Source organism: Rhizobium sp. WYJ-E13 (assembly GCF_018987265.1).
Lineage (GTDB): Bacteria > Pseudomonadota > Alphaproteobacteria > Rhizobiales > Rhizobiaceae > Rhizobium.
Map to the genome: position 1 here is coordinate 1458881 of NZ_CP076853.1, position 15615 is coordinate 1474495.

Below are 15615 nucleotides of genomic sequence, written 5' to 3' on the forward strand. Positions count from 1 at the left end.
CGCAGAGTAGCAATGAAGGGAGTGGGCGTGAGAAGGCGAGACATACTCATCGGCGCAGGCGGTGCACTCGTGCTGGCTGGCGGCGCCGCCGCCGGTTGGCGGTCGGCCGTGGGGTCGATGGGCGACTTCGATTCCTACACAGGCGGCCTTCGCGCCCCGATGCCCGCCGACCCGAACATCGCCGACATCATCCGATACGCGACGCTTGCCGCCAACGGCCATAACACCCAGCCTTGGCGGTTTCGCGTGGGAGAAAGCGCGATCGACATTCTGCCCGACCTCTCCCGCGCAACACCGGTCGTCGATCCCGACAATCATCACCTCTTCGTCAGTCTCGGATGCGCAGCCGAGAATCTGCTGATCGCCGCCACCGCGACCGGACGGCCCGGGCAGTTGGAAACGGACGCTGGAGGCGAGCGCATCCGCTATTCGTTCTCCAGGGCTGAAGCCCGTTCGCATCCGCTGCTTGCCGCCATCCCCAGACGGCAATCCACCCGAGCCGAATATGACGAGCGCCCGGTGCCTGCAGCGGATATCGAAGCGCTTCGGCAGTACACGGAAGCGCCGGGTGTGCGTCTCTTCCTGCTTACCGACCGCGCGCGGATCAACCAGGTGCGGGACCTGATCGTTGCCGGCAACGATGCGCAGATGGCTGACGTGGCCTTCATGGCCGAGTTGAAGCGTTGGCTGCGGTTCAATCCGCGCAGCGCCATGGCGTCGGGTGACGGACTGTTCTCGGCCGCAAGCGGCAATCCCGTGCTTCCCGAATTTCTCGGTGGTCTCGCCTTTGACACGTTCTTCACAAAAGGCGCCGAAAACGACAAATATGCGCGCGAGATCGACTCCTCCGCGGGTGTCGCGATCTTTCTGGCGGAGCGCGAGGACAAGGCGCACTGGATCGCGGTCGGTCGCGCCTGCCAGCGTTTCGCGCTTGCCGCGACCGCTTCCGGCCTCAAACACGCCTTCGTCAACCAGCCTGTCGAGGTCGCACGGCTGCGGCCTGAATTGGCGGCGCTGATCGGGGAACGCGGAATGCGGCCCGATATCATCATGCGCTTCGGCTACGGCCCGACGTTGCCTTTCTCGCCCCGCCGCCCCGTGAACGCTGTTCTGGTCTAGCGACGGCAAGCGACGCTCCCCCAGATGAGCATAAGCAAGCGGTCTGCGACCCTGTCGGGCAAGCAACTTAGAGGGCTATGGCGTAGACGTAGTTCTCCGCTTCATCGTTCTAGGCCCGCCATAAGGCGCCGATTGCCCTCCATGGCGCGATATCGCCGCCGATTGCCGCTTCGGGGAGAATACTTACATCACCATCATAGACTTATCACCATCTCCTAGTTCTCATCTTCATCGGGCGCTCCTCGTCATTGCCATTACAAGCTGCTGTTTTCACTTGATGTTATGTTGGCATCGGGCCTTCGTACGAGGTGATGCACAAGGACGAAATGGCTGCCACCCAGGCGAGCTTCCCATTGCCTTTTATGTCTGCAAAATGCTTTGATCCCAAATCTGATCCCGGCAGCCCAATCGCTTTGCCTCTGTGTAGGGTCCACTTCGCGCCTAGCCCTTTTGGATGAATTGCGAATCGGCGGCTACGCTACGAAAGTGGGTATGCGGCGGTAGTAGGATTACTATGACCGAACCCGATGCGGGGGGCTCGCCGAGTATTGAGTGGGAGCCCCTCATTTGATTCAGTAGCATGGACTGCTCTTCAGCTTGGTGTCGAACCGCCTCTTCGCTTCCGGCACGAGCACTACATCAACCAACCATCGCCAATCGGATAGCCTTACATCCAAAGAGCATTGGCCCTCATGACAACGCATGAAGTGCTGGTCCTTGAATCCTTATTTCATCATACTTCCGTTTTTGGGATAGCAAAATTCGATCGGAGAGGCCGCCTCACCGCAGTCGGACGATGAGAGGGAATTTCATGGTAGAGATACTGGATCTCGACTGCGTCGTCGTGGGTGGAGGCGTCGTGGGGCTCGCGGTGGCGCGTCAACTTGCCATGTCTGGCCGCGAGGTGGTTCTTCTCGAAGCGGAGCCAATGACCGGCAGCATCACGTCGGCCCGTAACAGCGAGGTCATCCATGCCGGGCTCTACTACGCCACCGGCAGTTTGAAGGCAGAGCTGTGCGTCGCCGGAAAGCACAAGCTCTACGACTATTGCCGGGAGCGAAGCGTCCCGCACAAGGCTTGTGGCAAACTCGTCGTCGCCTCGAGCGAGGAGGAACTCGGCTACCTCGAAAAGCTATCCAGGCAGGCTCATGCAAATGGAGTGGAGGACTGCTATCTGATCGATGCAGCGGAACTCTTCCGCAGGGAACCCCGGATCAGAGGTTTTGCGGCGCTTGTCTCGCCATCGACCGGCATCATCGATAGTCACAGCCTGATGCAGGCATACATCACGGACATAGAGTCCAATGGCGGAGCCATCGTCTGCAATTCGCCCGTCATCGAAGGCGAATTGGCTGTGAATAAAATTCGCTTGTCGGTCGGCGGTCGCGATCCGGTCAGAATTGAAGCGCGCCTCGTGGTGAATGCGGCAGGTCTGAATGCCTGGACGCTTTCTGAAAGGTTGCTGGGCCTGGACGCAAGCACCATCCCGCCACGTCATTACGCCAAGGGATGCTATTTCGCGCTGACAGGCCGCGCGCCTGCAAAGCAGCTGATTTATCCGGTTCCCGAACCCGGCGGTCTCGGTGTGCACCTGACGCTCGACCTTGCGGGCCAGGCCCGCTTCGGTCCCGACGTCGAGTGGGTCGAGGCAATCGACTATGATGTCGATCCGCGCCGCGCGGATAAATTCTATTCCGCAATCCGCCGCTATTGGCCCGATCTGGTGGACGGTGCGCTGCAGCCCGCCTATTCGGGCATCCGCCCGAAAATCGCCGGCCCGGCTGCGGGTGGCGGTGGTGACTTCGTAATCCAGGGTCCGGAAAAAACCGGTCACCCCGCTTATATAGCGCTCTATGGAATTGAAAGCCCCGGCCTGACCGCCTCGCTGGCCATCGGGCAGAAGGTGGCGCGATTTGCCGGGTGAGACAAAGCGCTTTGCAGAACCCGCCGGATCGGCAGCCACTCAGCCATCCGGTATAGTTGTCTCAGCAGGCCGCACGCTTCTTTCGGTCGAACTCTCCATGGCGCTCCCAGGCGAGCGAGCGCTATGCCTGCCAGCGGCCTTGCTTCTACTGTTTCGGAATAAATGCAAACCTTATCGCACCCGATTTTGCGATAGGAGTCTCCATCGCGAGGCCCACGGTGGAATGTCTCTTATCCGCTGGCCGGCAGCAAACTACGGTCACCGATGCGAGGTCGTGACGCATCCCCGACGAGCCGTTCCGGCAGCTTCCGGAGATTCACCCGGCCGCGGCAATGTTGGTGCTGAACGTCGCGCTACTGGAAGAGCTCGAGCACGTTCTGCGGCGCGCTGTTGGCGATCCAGAGAGATTGAAGGGCGAGCTGCTGTTGGCTCTGCAGGGCCGTCAGTCGTGAGGATTCCTCTTCCATATCGGCATCGACGAGCCGCCCGATGCCACTTGCGACTGCGTCCTGCAGCGAATTGACGAAATTGTCCTGCATGTTGAGGCGCTTGCCGATGTCACCCATATAGGCCGCGGCCTTGGTGACCTTCTGCTCCATCATGTTGATGCCGCCGATATAGTTCTGCAGGTCGTTGGCGGGGTTCGTGATGTCGATGTCGGTAATATCGAAATTCGGGGCGAAGCCGATATTGTCGCTGACGCCGAAAAGACGGACACTCGATCGCGTTGCGCCCTTTTCGGGATACATGGCGGCATCTGCCTGAAGAATGACACTGGCGCCTGCGGAGGAAACCTGCATCCCGGTTCCTGCGAGCGCAGCGTTCAACATGCGCGCATAGTCGCCGGCGGTATTGATTTTTCCATCGCTCGTGCCGAGGACGCTGTCGACCAGATTGCGGTCGATGGTGACGGCTTTCGCCGCGCTATTATTGACCTGTACGCTGAAGGAAAACTTGACGTCACGATGGACGAAGAAAGGGCCAGAAAACGCGAACTGAGCGGCCGCGACAGTGCCGTCCTGTCGATTCAATGCTACAGCATCAAGCCAGAAAGCATAACCGGCTGAGAGTGTCGACGTCACGTTCGAAACGACCATGCTTGATTCACTGGCGCCGGGGATCTCGCCGCTGAAGAAGACAAGATTTCCCGCCAACGAACTGACCGTGCCTGGTGACCAGCCCATATTGGATATGGCCGTGCCGATGACCCTGGCGAAATCATCGGCGCTGTTGATCATGCCATTGCTCGTTCCCAATGCGGAATCGATGGTATTCTTGTCGATCGTCACCATGCGTGTTTCGGTGCCGTCGACGGTGAGATCGAACGTTAGCCTGTCCGTTGCCGTGAAGGCGGCAAGGCTTGGGTCCGGCAGCGTGCTGGGGCCGGAGAAGCGATAAGCGCTGTAACCTGCTTGTCCGCTCCCGGTGAAGTCGGCATTCCGCAATCCGCCGATCATGCCGAGCGATTTCGCATCGGCCTGCAGCAACCCTCCCCCCGTCGAGTTGAAAAGCACCAGCTGTGTCAGATCGACATCTGTCGTGCCGACACTGACGCTATTGTCGGCTCCGCGAATGAAGGCAGAAACGATGCTTTTGTCATACTTGGTAAGCGTGTCGAGACCAGGAACATCAGTGTTCAGCCAGTTCTCACCGGAAAAGGAGGTCGAGGCGGCGGTGGCCAGAAGCCTGCCGCCCAGTGCACTGATTTCATCCTGGATCTTCGCCTTGTCAATGCTCTTCTCTGTCGCGGCGATCAGCTTGGCTTTCATGTCGCCTATGATGTCGATGATCGAGGCGAGAGCTGTAGAGCTGGTGTCGACCAGCGCTTCTCCCAGACCCAATGCGTCGGACACGGCCGAAAGCGCCCTGTTATCCGTGCGCATCGCCGTTGCGACAGACCAATAGGCCGCATTGTCGGACGCCTTCTCGATGCGCAGGCCGCTTGAAACCTTATTCTGTGTCGCATGGAGACCTGCAGTCGCAGACCGGAGGGTTTGTAACGCCGCGATGCTGGAGTAGTTTGTGTTAATAGGAGACATATGCGGCCCGAAATACGAGAAACGGCAGGGTCGATGAATCGTGCTTCTTGAGATTCTGTTAGCTATGAATTGACGTCAGGTTGGGTTAATCCTGCGTAAAAAGAAGCATGAAAACTCGAATTGTTTTTAAGGTTGCTGTACCCTATTGGGTATTTCTTAGATCGACGCTCTTCAATTGAGATGCAATCTTGCCGTGCTGCAGTCAGAGACGGTATTCCGCGCAAATTTGGGCGTCGGGCGCCAGTCGGGTTGCTTCCACATGCTCGACGCGGCGGGAGGGGGCATATCAGTCTCCTCCAGTTGGCGTTGAATGAATGTTGCTAATGCAAATCGAGAAAGCCCGATTCCAAATGATTTTATATTAGATGTAACGCATATTTCGCCGCGACAATTTTACTTAAACTCATACCTAACTACTTATAGCGCTAAGCCGTTGCCACGGCGGAACTTTTTTCGATTGTGCGCGTTTTATCTCACGTTTTACCCAGGAGGGGAGATTGCCATGGAAAACGAAAGTGTAGGTTGGATTGCAGCTATCATCATCGGGGGCTTCGCCGGATGGCTGGCGGAGAAGTTCATGAACAGCAATATGGGCGTGTTCATGAACATATTGCTCGGTATCATAGGCGCGATTGTCGCCAACTGGATTCTCGGTATCCTTCACATCCCGCTACTCAGCGGCTGGCTCGGATACCTGATTACGGGCTTTGTCGGCGCATGCATTCTGATTGCGATCGGACGCGTCATCCGCCGCTGAGCTGACACGGAAAAGATTGCCAGAAAAAGGTTGAAAGCCGGACGTCGTGCGCGTCCGGCTTTTTTCGTCTATCGACGGCTGAGGAGACCGAAGAGGTAGGCGACGCCTGCCGTAATGGCGATTGCGGTCAGCGGCTCTTCACGCACCTTGTCGCGGACGCGCTCGGTCATGACCGAGGCTTCGTCGGTCACTGCGGTCTTTGCGCCCTGCCCCAGCGCGATCACGCTCTCCGAAAGGCGGGCCAGATCCTCGCGTAACGCAGCAACCTGCGCGGACAGATCGTCGGCGGCAACTTCGGCCTTGACGCGCGCAGCGGTGGATTCGGCGGAAGCGGTTTTCAATTCGGCCATGGTCTGCTCCTGTTTGATGGAATGCCGCTTCAACGAAATGAAGACTGTAAAGGTTCCGCAATCAAGCATCTTTTGTCGCTCGCCGCGGGTTAGCGAGAGCGTGTGCAAGCCCCGCAAGCTTTTCGTGCGACAAGCCTTCATTTCCTCGCAGCTTTGTTTTATGGAACGACGAATGTCTGCCCTTCTGGGCCAATGATAATGCGAGGTTTGCGTTTCCATGTTCCATCTTCTGAGAAGAGCTGCTCAGACCTGGGTTGCCAAACTGCTCCTGCTCCTGCTCGTCGCGTCCTTCGGCATCTGGGGCGTGTCGCGTGAGCTGATAAGCGGCGGCAACAGCACGACGGTGGTCACCGTCGGCGACCAGCATGTGGATGTCAATAAATTCCGCCTCGCCTACCAGCGCCAGGTTGCCCAACTCGGCCAGCAATACGGTGTGCGGCTGACGCCGGAGCAGGCCCGTGCTTTCGGCGTTGAAGAGCAGGTGCTTGCCCAACTCGTGGCCGGCGCCTCGCTGGACCAGCTTGCCGATGACATGGGCCTCGGCCTTTCCGAAGACCGCCTCGCCCAGCTGATCGGCGACGATCCGGCCTTCAAGGCAATCAACGGCCAGTTCGACCGCTCGCTTTTCACCTCTCGTCTGCGCAATGCCGGCATTCGGGAAGACGACTATATCAAGGATCGCAGCAAGCAGGCTATCCGCAGCCAGATCATCGAAGCCGTCTCCAACGGCTTCCAGGCGCCTGCGACTCTCGTCAACGCGCTGAAACTCTACGGCAACGAGAGCCGCAGCGTCGATTACCTGCTGCTCACCAACGCCAATATCGAACCGATCAAGGCGCCGGCCGATGACGTGCTCGCCAAGTGGTTCGAAGACGTCAAGCAGCGCTATCGCGCGCCGGAATATCGCAAGATCGCCTATCTGAAGCTTCAGCCTGATGACATCGCCGATCCCACGACCGTCACCGACGATCAGATCAAGGAAGCCTTCGACAAGGCGAAGGCCGCCTACACGACGCCGGAAAGCCGCACGCTCGAGCAGCTCACCTTCGCCAGCAAGGATCTCGCCAATGCGGCTGAAACCGCGCTGAAGAGCGGCACAAGCTTCGATCAGCTTGTCACCGACCAGGGCAAGACTGCAAGCGATGTGCTGCTCGGCGAATTCGCCAAGGACAAGGTTCCGGACCAAGCCGTGGCCGAAGCCGCTTTCGCGGTGAAGACGGATGGCGGCACCACACCTGTCGTCGACGGCACCTTCGGTCCTGTCATCCTGCGTGTGACCAATATCAAGCCGGAGACCACCAAGAGCTTCGATGAGGTCAAGGAAGAGCTCCGCAAACAGCTTTCGGTTGCCAATGCCTCGCAGGAGGTCATCAACGTTCACGACCGCATTGAGGATATGCGCGCCGGCGGCACGTCCCTCGAAGAGATCGCCAACCAGCTCAAGCTGAAGGCTGTCGTCATTGATGCCATCGACATGACGGGTGCAGACAAGGACGGCAATCCGGTCAAGGATATTCCGGCCCAGCAGCAGCTTCTGCCGGAAGCCTTCAAGACCGATGTCGGCGCTGATGCGGCCGCCATTTCCGTCGGCAATGACGGCTATGTCTGGTTCGACGTGCGCGACGTCATGCCGGAACGTGACCGCCCGCTTGCCGAAGTGCGTGACAAGGCCGTTCAGGACTGGACCGCCGAGCAGCAGAAGGCCGAACTTGCCAAAAAGGCCGGCGAGCTGAAGGCCGAGGCGCAGAAGGGCACCGCGCTTGCCGATATCGCCGCCCCGCTTGGTATCGCTGTCGAAAGCAAGAGCGGCTTTACCCGCTCGACCGACGATCCGGTTCTCGGCCGCGCCGGCATCAACGCCGCCTTCTCCGGTCCTGTAGATACCGTCGCAACGGCCGTCGGCGCGGATCCGAGCACGCAGATCCTGCTGAAGGTGACCGACGTCAACGAAGAGCCGACGACCGATGCCTTGAACAACCGCGACCAGCAGATCGCCGCCATCGCAAATCAGGCCGGTGACGACATTCTCGATCAGATGGTCAACCTGTTGCAGAGCCAGTATGGTACAGAGGTCAACCGGACCCTCGCCGAACAGGCAACCGTCCGCTAGGGAGAAGCGACGCATGACCGATCTGAAGCCGCTTCTGGCCAAGGCAGCTAGCCGTGAGCCACTGACCCGTGACGAGGCTCGCCAGGCCTTCGATATCCTGATGTCCGGTCAGGCAACGCCTTCGCAGATCGGCGGTTTCCTGATGGCGCTCCGCGTCCGCGGCGAGACGGTTGACGAGATCGTCGGCGCCGTCACCACGATGCGCTCCAAGATGCTGCGGGTGAAAGCACCCGCCGACGCGATCGATATCGTCGGCACCGGCGGCGACGCCAGCGGCACCTACAACATCTCGACGCTGGCGGCGCTCATCGTCGCCGGCGCCGGCGTTCCGGTCGCCAAGCATGGTAATAGGGCGTTGAGCTCGAAATCCGGTGCCGCTGACAGTCTTGCGGCGCTTGGCGTCAATCTCGAGGTCACCCCGGAGATGATCTCCCGCTGCATCGCCGAAGCCGGAGTCGGTTTCATGTTCGCGCAGCAGCATCATTCCGCCATGCGTCACGTCGGCCCGACGCGCGTCGAGCTCGGCACGCGCACGATCTTCAACCTGCTTGGTCCCCTCTCCAATCCGGCTGGCGTCAAGCGTCAGCTTCTCGGCGTCTTCGCGCCGCAATGGGTCGTGCCGCTTGCCGAGGTCATGCGCGACCTCGGCGCCGAAAGTGTGTGGGTCGTCCACGGCGACGGCCTCGATGAAATCACGACGACCGGCACGACCAGCGTCGCGGCCCTCGAAAACGGCAAGATCCGCACTTTCGAGCTGTCGCCCGCCGATTTCGGTGTGGCGCCTCGCATGCTCGCCGAGATCAAGGGCGGCGACGGCACCGTCAATGCAGCAGCCCTGCGCGAGGTGCTGGGCGGCGCCAAGAACGCTTACCGCGATATCGCGCTCGCCAATGCCGCCGCGTCGCTCGTCATCGCGGGCAAGGCAGAGACGATCCGTGACGGCATGAAGCTTGCAACGGAATCGCTCAACAGCGGCGCAACCGCATCTGCGCTCGACAAACTGATCGCCGTTTCCAACGATATCGACTAGGATTGTCTCATGACTGATATCCTGAAGAAAATCGAAGCCTATAAGCGTGAGGAAATCTCTGCGGCCAAGGCGAAGACCTCGCTTGCCGATCTCAAGGCTATGCAGGCCGGGCAGTCCGCGCCGCGTGGTTTCCACAAGGCGCTCGTCGCCAAGCGCGATGCCGGCCAGATCGGCCTGATTGCCGAGATCAAGAAGGCAAGCCCCTCCAAGGGCCTCATCCGTCCGGATTTCGATCCGCCGGCACTCGCTAGGGCATACGAAGCCGGTGGCGCTGCCTGCCTGTCGGTGCTGACGGATACGCCGAGTTTTCAGGGAGCGCCGGAATTCCTGACGGCAGCGCGCGCCGCTTGCGCCCTGCCCGCGCTGCGCAAGGATTTCATGTTCGAGACCTATCAGGTCCATGAGGCCCGCGCCTGGGGTGCCGACTGCATTCTGCTCATCATGGCCTCGCTGACGGATGACGACGCGCAGCGCCTGCAGGACGAGGCCTTCTCGCTCGGCATGGACGTGCTGGTCGAGGTTCATGATGCCCCGGAAATGGAACGCGCTTTGAAGCTGTCTTCGCCGCTCGTCGGTATCAACAACCGCAATCTCCGCACCTTCGAAGTCAGTCTCACGGTCAGCGAGACGCTGGCATCAATGGTTCCTGATGACCGGCTTCTGGTCGGCGAAAGCGGCATCTTCACCAATGAGGATTGCAAGCGCCTGCAGGCCGTTGACATCAATACCTTCCTCGTCGGCGAAAGCCTGATGCGCAAGGAGGACGTGACGGCAGCCACCCGCGCCCTGCTGTTTGGTGAAGCCGCCATCGCGGCTGAATGACATGAGCGGCGAAAAGCTCGGCCTGACCCATATCGGCGCCTCCGGCGAGGCGCATATGGTCGATGTCTCCGACAAGGCCGAGACCGTGCGCATCGCCACGGCCGAAGGCCATGTGAAGATGGCGCCGGAAACGCTTGCGCTCATTCGAGAAGGCAATGCCAAGAAGGGTGACGTCATCGGCACCGCCCGCCTTGCCGGCATCATGGCTGCCAAACGCACCGCCGATCTCATCCCGCTCTGCCATCCGCTGATGCTGACAAAGGTCACGGTCGAGATAGAGGAAGACGCCGCCCTGCCTGGTCTGCGCGTCACTGCAACCGCCAAGCTCACCGGCAGGACCGGTGTGGAGATGGAGGCGCTGACCGCCGTCTCGGTCGCTTGTCTCACGATCTACGACATGGCCAAGGCGGCCGACAAGGCAATGGAAATCGGCGGCATCAGGCTGCTCGAAAAATCCGGCGGCAAATCCGGCGATTTTCGCCATCCGGAGGCAAGATGAACCTTCTACCCGTCGCCGAGGCCCAGAACCGCCTACTCTCCCGCGCAAAGCCCGTCACGGCCTCCGAAACTCTGTCGCTCGCTGAGGCTGAAGGGCGCGTGCTTGCCGTCGATCTGACGGCAGGTCTGACCCAGCCGCCCTTCAATGCATCTGCCATGGATGGTTACGCGTTGCGCCGCGAAGATGCGCCGGAGCCAGGCGCCGTGCTGAAAGTCATCGGCACGTCTTCCGCCGGCCACGGCTTCGAGGGAAGCATCGGCCGCGGCGAGGCCGTCCGCATCTTCACCGGCGCGCCCATCCCCGCGGGCGCCGATAGCGTGCTGCTGCAGGAGGACGCCGAAAGGATCGAAGGCGGCATCCGAACCAAATTCGCAGTCCGTCAGGGCCAGCATGTGCGCCCCCGCGGCCAGGATTTTGCCGAAGGCGAAGCCGTGCTTACCGCCGGCACCGCTCTCGATTTCTCGCGGTTGACGGTCGCTGCCGGCATGAACCGGCCTGACGTCGAGGTGCTGCGCCGTCCGCTGGTCGCAATCCTCGCAACCGGCGATGAATTATTGCCGCCTGGAAGCACGCCCGGCCCTTCGCAGATCATCGCGTCAAATACGTTTGGTGTTGCCGCCCTCGCCCACAGAGCCGGCGCCGATGTGCTTGATCTCGGCATCGTGTCTGACGACAAGGCCAGGATCACCGCGGCGATCGACAGGGCGCGGGGCGCCAAAGTCGACGTCATCGTCACGCTTGGCGGCGCTTCGGTCGGCGACCACGATCTGGTGCAGGCCACCTTGATCGAGGCCGGCATGCAGCTCGATTTCTGGCGCATCGCCATGCGCCCCGGTAAGCCGCTGATGGTCGGCAGTTTCGGCGGGACCCACGTGCTCGGCCTGCCCGGCAATCCGGTCTCGAGCCTCGTCTGCTCGTTGCTGTTCCTCGAGCCGCTGATCCGCAAGCTCGCCTCCCTGCCCCCGGTGCAGCGCGAGGCAACGGTGGAAGCCGCGGTTACCCTGCGTGCCAATGACCAGCGGCAGGACTATGTCCGCGCTAGGCTTTCGAAATCCGCTGCCGGCAATTGGCTGGCCGAACCCTTCGACAAGCAGGATTCATCGATGATGAAGACCTTTGCCCGTTCGGACTGCCTCATCATCCGCCCGCCGCATGCGCCGGAACTGCCGGCAGGGGCCACCTGCCCGGTCATGCTTCTGCGGCCAGATCTCCTCGCCTGACATTTCCGGAAGCGACGACAATCCAGAAGCAGAGCTGCGCCAGCACGCTCGCTCCGAGAATGACGGTTGCCGTCGCAAGGCCTGGATCGCCGCCGCTGCCCGAGCGCGCGCCACGCGATCGCGCTTATCTCAAGCGGAAGACCATGCTATCGGCGGCCGTACCTTGCGCATTCCCGCCGAAATCCGGCACCGGATATTCTGCAATTTTTTCCAGCGAACCTGCGGGCAGAGGCGCCCTCCCCGGATCGCCGATGAGCACGTCGATGCCGGCTGCGCGGCAACGTTCAAGGAAAGGCAGCATACGCTCCGCCAGGACATCGTCATAGAAGACATCACCGGCCAGAATCATGTCGGCGTGAGGTGGTGCGTCGCTGATAATGTCGCCGAGCCGCGTCTCGATCACGACATCGTTCGCCTCGGCATTCAGCCGCGCCGCAACGATCGCCTTTGCATCGATATCGATAGCCAGAACATGGGCCGCACCACATTTCATGGCCGCGATGGCAACAAGGCCAGAGCCGGTGCCGAGATCGACGACATGCTTGCCCGCCATCTCTTCGGGATGGTCGAAAAGATAGCGAGCGAGCACCGCCCCACCCGCCCAAGGGTAGGCCCAATAAGGCGGTTCCATATCGGAATCGTCAGCCATTCCAAGGCGATAGAGGCCGCTCCTCGGTGTCGCAATATGCAGCCTTACGTCAGGTATCGACGGCACGCCCGCAAGCGGCAGATTTGTCTTGATGAAGGTCGTCAGCTCAGGACGATCATCTGCGGAAGCCGGTCTCATCTGGTGTCGATTGCCCTCGTTGCGACAGGCCACCTGGCCTTGAGCCGGGGCATAATACCTCGCTGGACCTTTGTATAGTTATGGAGCTTCACGTCTCGGCGTAACTTTCCTCCAGCGATCCCTTGGGGACATCGCCCCCCTTTTCCTAGAAGCCGGAGGACTCCATTATGCAACCGATCACCAGACGCTCATTCTCGGCCGCGCTTGTTGCAGGGGCCGCACTCAGCATGTTTCCGGCTGCCGGCCGGGCCGCCACCGTCGTCAAGGCGAAGAATGTCGTTCTCGTCCATGGCGCCTATGCCGATGCATCCTGCTGGCTGGATGTCATCCCTCATCTCCAGGCCGCTGGCCTCAATGTCATGGCCGTGCAGAACCCCCTCACTTCCTTTGCTGACGATGTCGAAGCCACCAAGCGTATCCTGGCGCTGATGGACGGCCCGACTGTGCTCGCCGGCCACTCCTATTCCGGCATGCTCGTCACCGAAGCCGGTGTCGATCCGAAGGTGACGGCACTCGTCTATATCGCTGCCCGCGCGCCTGACGCCGGCGAGGATTATACCGCGCTCGCCAAGCAGTATCCAACGCCGCCTGCCAGCGCCGGCCTCGTTCACGCCGCCGGTTATGCCCAGTTGAGTGAGGAGGCTTTCGTAAGGGATTTCGCCGGCGATCTGCCGGTTGCCCGCGCCAAGGCGCTCTATGCCGTGCAGGGCCGCATTTCAGATACGCTGTTCACTGCCAAGACAACAGTCGCTGCCTGGCGCTCCAAGCCATCCTGGTACGCGGTTTCGAAGAATGACCGCACCATCAATCCCGATCTCGAACGCTTCATGGCGAAGCGCATGAACGCGACGACGATCGAACTCGACGCCAGCCACGTTTCGCTGATTTCCCAGCCGCGCGCCGTCGCCGATCTCATCCTCGCAGCAGCCGGTTCCAGCGAACATAGCTGAGACTTTCGCTGCCTACCGGCCGCATCGCCTTACCGGTGCGGTCGGCGACCGCCTCAGCGGTCTTTCTTCTTGGCGAATTTGCCCCTGCCGCCATCGAATTTGGCGCCGTCGGACCTGTTGCCGCCTTCGAACTTGTTCTTGCCGCCTTCGAATTTCGGTTTGGCCGGTTTCTTCGTCCAGGGCTTGTCGTCCTGACGTTCCGCACCTGCGGGCCTGTCCTTGCCGAACTTGCCCTTCGGCTTGTCGCCACGGAACCGATCATCGCCCTGCTCTTCGAAGGACTTCTTCGCATAGGCAGGCTTGGCCGGCTTGCTGAAGTCGGGCGTACCGTTCAGCCTGACGACGCGGATGCCGCGCTCCATCGTCTTGTTCGGGCCGAGAGTGCCGAGGAAACTGTCGGCGCTGTCGGCGGCGATTTCCACGAAGGTCTCGTCCGGCTGCATCTTGATCGCACCGATCTCGCGCTTGGTGAGATTGCCGTTGCGGCAGAGCATCGGGATCAGCCAGCGCGGTTCGGCATTCTGCTTGCGGCCGACGGAGACGGAGAACCAGACACTCGGGCCGAAATCGTCACGCGGTCCCTTCTGCGCCGGCGCGAATTCGCGCGGTTCGCCATTGTCGCGGCGCTTGCGGGCGCGGTCGTCCTGTACTGAAACCTCGATCAGGTCTTCCGGTGCCGACTGGTTGGCGCGATAAAGGCGCACGAAAGCGGCAGCAAGTGCCTCGGCGCCGTGGCTTTCGATGAGCTTCTGCACCAGCCCCTGCTCTTCGTCCTGCGGCTTGTCGGCAAAGATCGGATCGGCGAGCAACCGCTCGTCGTCACGCTCCGTTACTTCCTCGACGGAGGGCGGCCGTGCCCAGGTGGCGGCGATACCGGCATTGTCGAGCAGCCGTTCGGCCTTGCGGCGCACGTTGAGCGGCACGATGAGCGCGCTGACGCCCTTGCGTCCTGCGCGACCCGTTCGGCCGCTGCGATGCAGCAGCGTTTCCGGATTGGTCGGCAGATCGGCATGCACGACGAGGTCGAGGCCCGGCAGGTCGATGCCGCGGGCTGCAACGTCGGTCGCGATGCAGACGCGCGCACGTCCGTCGCGCATCGCCTGCAGCGCATGGCTGCGCTCGTTCTGCGTCAGTTCGCCGGAGAGAGCGACGACATTGAAATTGCGGTTGTGGAACCGGGCCGTCAGGTGATTGACGGCCGCGCGCGTCGAACAAAAGACGATCGCATTGCGCGCCTCGTAGTAGCGCAGCACGTTTATAATAGCGTTTTCGCGGTCAGCAGGTGAAACGACGAGCGCGCGATATTCAATATCGATATGTTGCTTTTCTTCCGCCTGCGTGCTGATGCGCACCGCATTGCGCTGATAGCTCTTCGCGAGCTTGGCGATGGCAGCAGGCACGGTCGCGGAGAACATCAGCGTGCGGCGCTCGTCCGGTGCCGATTCAAGGATGAATTCCAGATCTTCGCGGAAGCCGAGATCGAGCATCTCGTCCGCCTCATCCAGCACCGCCGCCTTGAGTTCGCTCATATCCAGAGCGTTGCGGCGGATGTGGTCGCAGAGACGTCCCGGCGTGCCGACGACGATATGTGCGCCACGCTCCAGCGCACGACGCTCGCTACGGATATCCATGCCGCCGACACAGCTCGCGATGACGGCGCCTGTCATTTCGTAAAGCCATTCCAGCTCGCGCTTCACTTGCAGCGCCAGTTCGCGCGTCGGCGCGATGACGAGGGCAACCGGAGCAGCGGCGGGGCCAAACCGCTCCGCGCTTCCAAGAAGTGTAGGGGCGAGTGCAAGCCCGAATGCGACGGTCTTGCCCGAGCCGGTCTGTGCGGAAACGAGGGCGTCCGATGTAACGAGCGCCGGATCGAGCATCGCCTTCTGGACGGGGGTGAGCTCGGTATAGCCGCGCTTCTGCAACGCCTTGGCGATCGCCGGAGAGACGCCGTTATAGTCAGTCATTTTATTCGATCTTTCGGAGCTGTCAGGCGCGTAACGCACCGTAG

General features: G+C 61.1%; 13 protein-coding genes. 9 read left to right on the forward strand and 4 right to left on the reverse strand.

All coding sequences use genetic code 11. The annotated features are described in order from the left end of the window. Window positions 1-27: 27 nt before the first annotated feature. A complete protein-coding gene (locus tag KQ933_RS07335; RefSeq protein ID WP_216758027.1) occupies window positions 28-1119 on the forward strand; it encodes a nitroreductase family protein in 1092 nt (363 codons plus the stop codon). Between the two features lie 811 nt (window positions 1120-1930). Next, window positions 1931-3043 carry an NAD(P)/FAD-dependent oxidoreductase gene (locus tag KQ933_RS07340; protein ID WP_216758028.1) on the forward strand — a complete coding sequence of 371 codons (1113 nt, stop codon included), beginning with the start codon at window positions 1931-1933 and terminating at the stop codon, window positions 3041-3043. A 353-nt stretch (window positions 3044-3396) separates the two neighbouring features. Here KQ933_RS07340 and KQ933_RS07345 read toward each other — a convergent pair whose 3' ends face one another. Next, window positions 3397-5082 carry a flagellin gene (locus tag KQ933_RS07345; RefSeq protein WP_216758029.1) on the reverse strand — a complete coding sequence of 562 codons (1686 nt, stop codon included), beginning with the start codon at window positions 5080-5082 and terminating at the stop codon, window positions 3397-3399. A 502-nt stretch (window positions 5083-5584) separates the two neighbouring features. Here KQ933_RS07345 and KQ933_RS07350 point away from each other — a divergent pair. Continuing rightward, window positions 5585-5839, forward strand: a complete 255-nt coding sequence (locus tag KQ933_RS07350; protein ID WP_216758030.1) for a GlsB/YeaQ/YmgE family stress response membrane protein — start codon at window positions 5585-5587, stop codon at window positions 5837-5839. Between the two features lie 68 nt (window positions 5840-5907). Here KQ933_RS07350 and KQ933_RS07355 read toward each other — a convergent pair whose 3' ends face one another. Continuing rightward, on the reverse strand, window positions 5908-6189 hold the full coding sequence (locus KQ933_RS07355; RefSeq protein ID WP_216758031.1) for a hypothetical protein: 282 nt from the start codon (window positions 6187-6189) through the stop codon (window positions 5908-5910). Between the two features lie 217 nt (window positions 6190-6406). Between KQ933_RS07355 and KQ933_RS07360 the strand changes: the two genes are divergently transcribed. From KQ933_RS07360 to glp, 5 genes are read left to right on the forward strand one after another with little or no spacing between them, the layout of a single operon-like run. After that, a complete protein-coding gene (locus tag KQ933_RS07360; protein ID WP_216758032.1) occupies window positions 6407-8299 on the forward strand; it encodes a SurA N-terminal domain-containing protein in 1893 nt (630 codons plus the stop codon). Between the two features lie 13 nt (window positions 8300-8312). Further along, window positions 8313-9329 (forward strand): anthranilate phosphoribosyltransferase, encoded by a 1017-nt coding sequence (gene trpD, locus KQ933_RS07365; RefSeq protein WP_216758033.1) that lies wholly within the window; start codon window positions 8313-8315, stop codon window positions 9327-9329. Window positions 9330-9338: 9 nt separating this feature from the next. Further along, window positions 9339-10151: an indole-3-glycerol phosphate synthase TrpC gene (gene trpC / locus KQ933_RS07370; RefSeq protein WP_216758034.1), complete on the forward strand. Its 813-nt coding sequence runs from the start codon at window positions 9339-9341 to the stop codon at window positions 10149-10151. Window position 10152: 1 nt separating this feature from the next. Next, window positions 10153-10650: a cyclic pyranopterin monophosphate synthase MoaC gene (moaC, locus tag KQ933_RS07375; RefSeq protein WP_216758035.1), complete on the forward strand. Its 498-nt coding sequence runs from the start codon at window positions 10153-10155 to the stop codon at window positions 10648-10650. Beyond that, entirely contained in the window at window positions 10647-11870 is a 1224-nt protein-coding gene (gene glp / locus KQ933_RS07380) for a gephyrin-like molybdotransferase Glp (protein ID WP_216758036.1), read from the forward strand. The genes moaC and glp overlap by 4 nt, the downstream gene beginning before the upstream one ends. Before the next feature lie 124 nt (window positions 11871-11994). On the opposite strand, the gene KQ933_RS07385 is transcribed toward glp, so the two are convergent. Beyond that, window positions 11995-12657, reverse strand: coding sequence for a methyltransferase (locus tag KQ933_RS07385; protein WP_216758037.1), 663 nt, complete (start codon window positions 12655-12657; stop codon window positions 11995-11997). A 167-nt stretch (window positions 12658-12824) separates the two neighbouring features. Here KQ933_RS07385 and KQ933_RS07390 point away from each other — a divergent pair, with 167 nt between their 5' ends. After that, the gene (locus KQ933_RS07390) at window positions 12825-13607 is read left to right on the forward strand and encodes an alpha/beta fold hydrolase (protein WP_216758038.1); all 783 of its coding nucleotides are present in this window, start codon (window positions 12825-12827) and stop codon (window positions 13605-13607) included. A 53-nt stretch (window positions 13608-13660) separates the two neighbouring features. Here KQ933_RS07390 and KQ933_RS07395 read toward each other — a convergent pair whose 3' ends face one another. Continuing rightward, window positions 13661-15571 (reverse strand): DEAD/DEAH box helicase, encoded by a 1911-nt coding sequence (locus tag KQ933_RS07395; RefSeq protein WP_216758039.1) that lies wholly within the window; start codon window positions 15569-15571, stop codon window positions 13661-13663. Window positions 15572-15615: the final 44 nt, after the last annotated feature.

Excerpts from the sequence above, each read along its gene's own strand:
- KQ933_RS07340 (WP_216758028.1), top strand. The coding sequence starts at position 1,931 with ATGGTAGAGATACTGGATCTCGACTGCGTCGTCGTGGGTGGAGGCGTC.
- KQ933_RS07345 (WP_216758029.1), bottom strand. The coding sequence starts at position 5,082 with ATGTCTCCTATTAACACAAACTACTCCAGCATCGCGGCGTTACAAACC.
- KQ933_RS07350 (WP_216758030.1), top strand. The coding sequence starts at position 5,585 with ATGGAAAACGAAAGTGTAGGTTGGATTGCAGCTATCATCATCGGGGGC.
- KQ933_RS07355 (WP_216758031.1), bottom strand. The coding sequence starts at position 6,189 with ATGGCCGAATTGAAAACCGCTTCCGCCGAATCCACCGCTGCGCGCGTC.
- KQ933_RS07360 (WP_216758032.1), top strand. The coding sequence starts at position 6,407 with ATGTTCCATCTTCTGAGAAGAGCTGCTCAGACCTGGGTTGCCAAACTG.
- trpD (WP_216758033.1), top strand. The coding sequence starts at position 8,313 with ATGACCGATCTGAAGCCGCTTCTGGCCAAGGCAGCTAGCCGTGAGCCA.
- trpC (WP_216758034.1), top strand. The coding sequence starts at position 9,339 with ATGACTGATATCCTGAAGAAAATCGAAGCCTATAAGCGTGAGGAAATC.
- moaC (WP_216758035.1), top strand. The coding sequence starts at position 10,153 with ATGAGCGGCGAAAAGCTCGGCCTGACCCATATCGGCGCCTCCGGCGAG.
- glp (WP_216758036.1), top strand. The coding sequence starts at position 10,647 with ATGAACCTTCTACCCGTCGCCGAGGCCCAGAACCGCCTACTCTCCCGC.
- KQ933_RS07385 (WP_216758037.1), bottom strand. The coding sequence starts at position 12,657 with ATGAGACCGGCTTCCGCAGATGATCGTCCTGAGCTGACGACCTTCATC.
- KQ933_RS07390 (WP_216758038.1), top strand. The coding sequence starts at position 12,825 with ATGCAACCGATCACCAGACGCTCATTCTCGGCCGCGCTTGTTGCAGGG.
- KQ933_RS07395 (WP_216758039.1), bottom strand. The coding sequence starts at position 15,571 with ATGACTGACTATAACGGCGTCTCTCCGGCGATCGCCAAGGCGTTGCAG.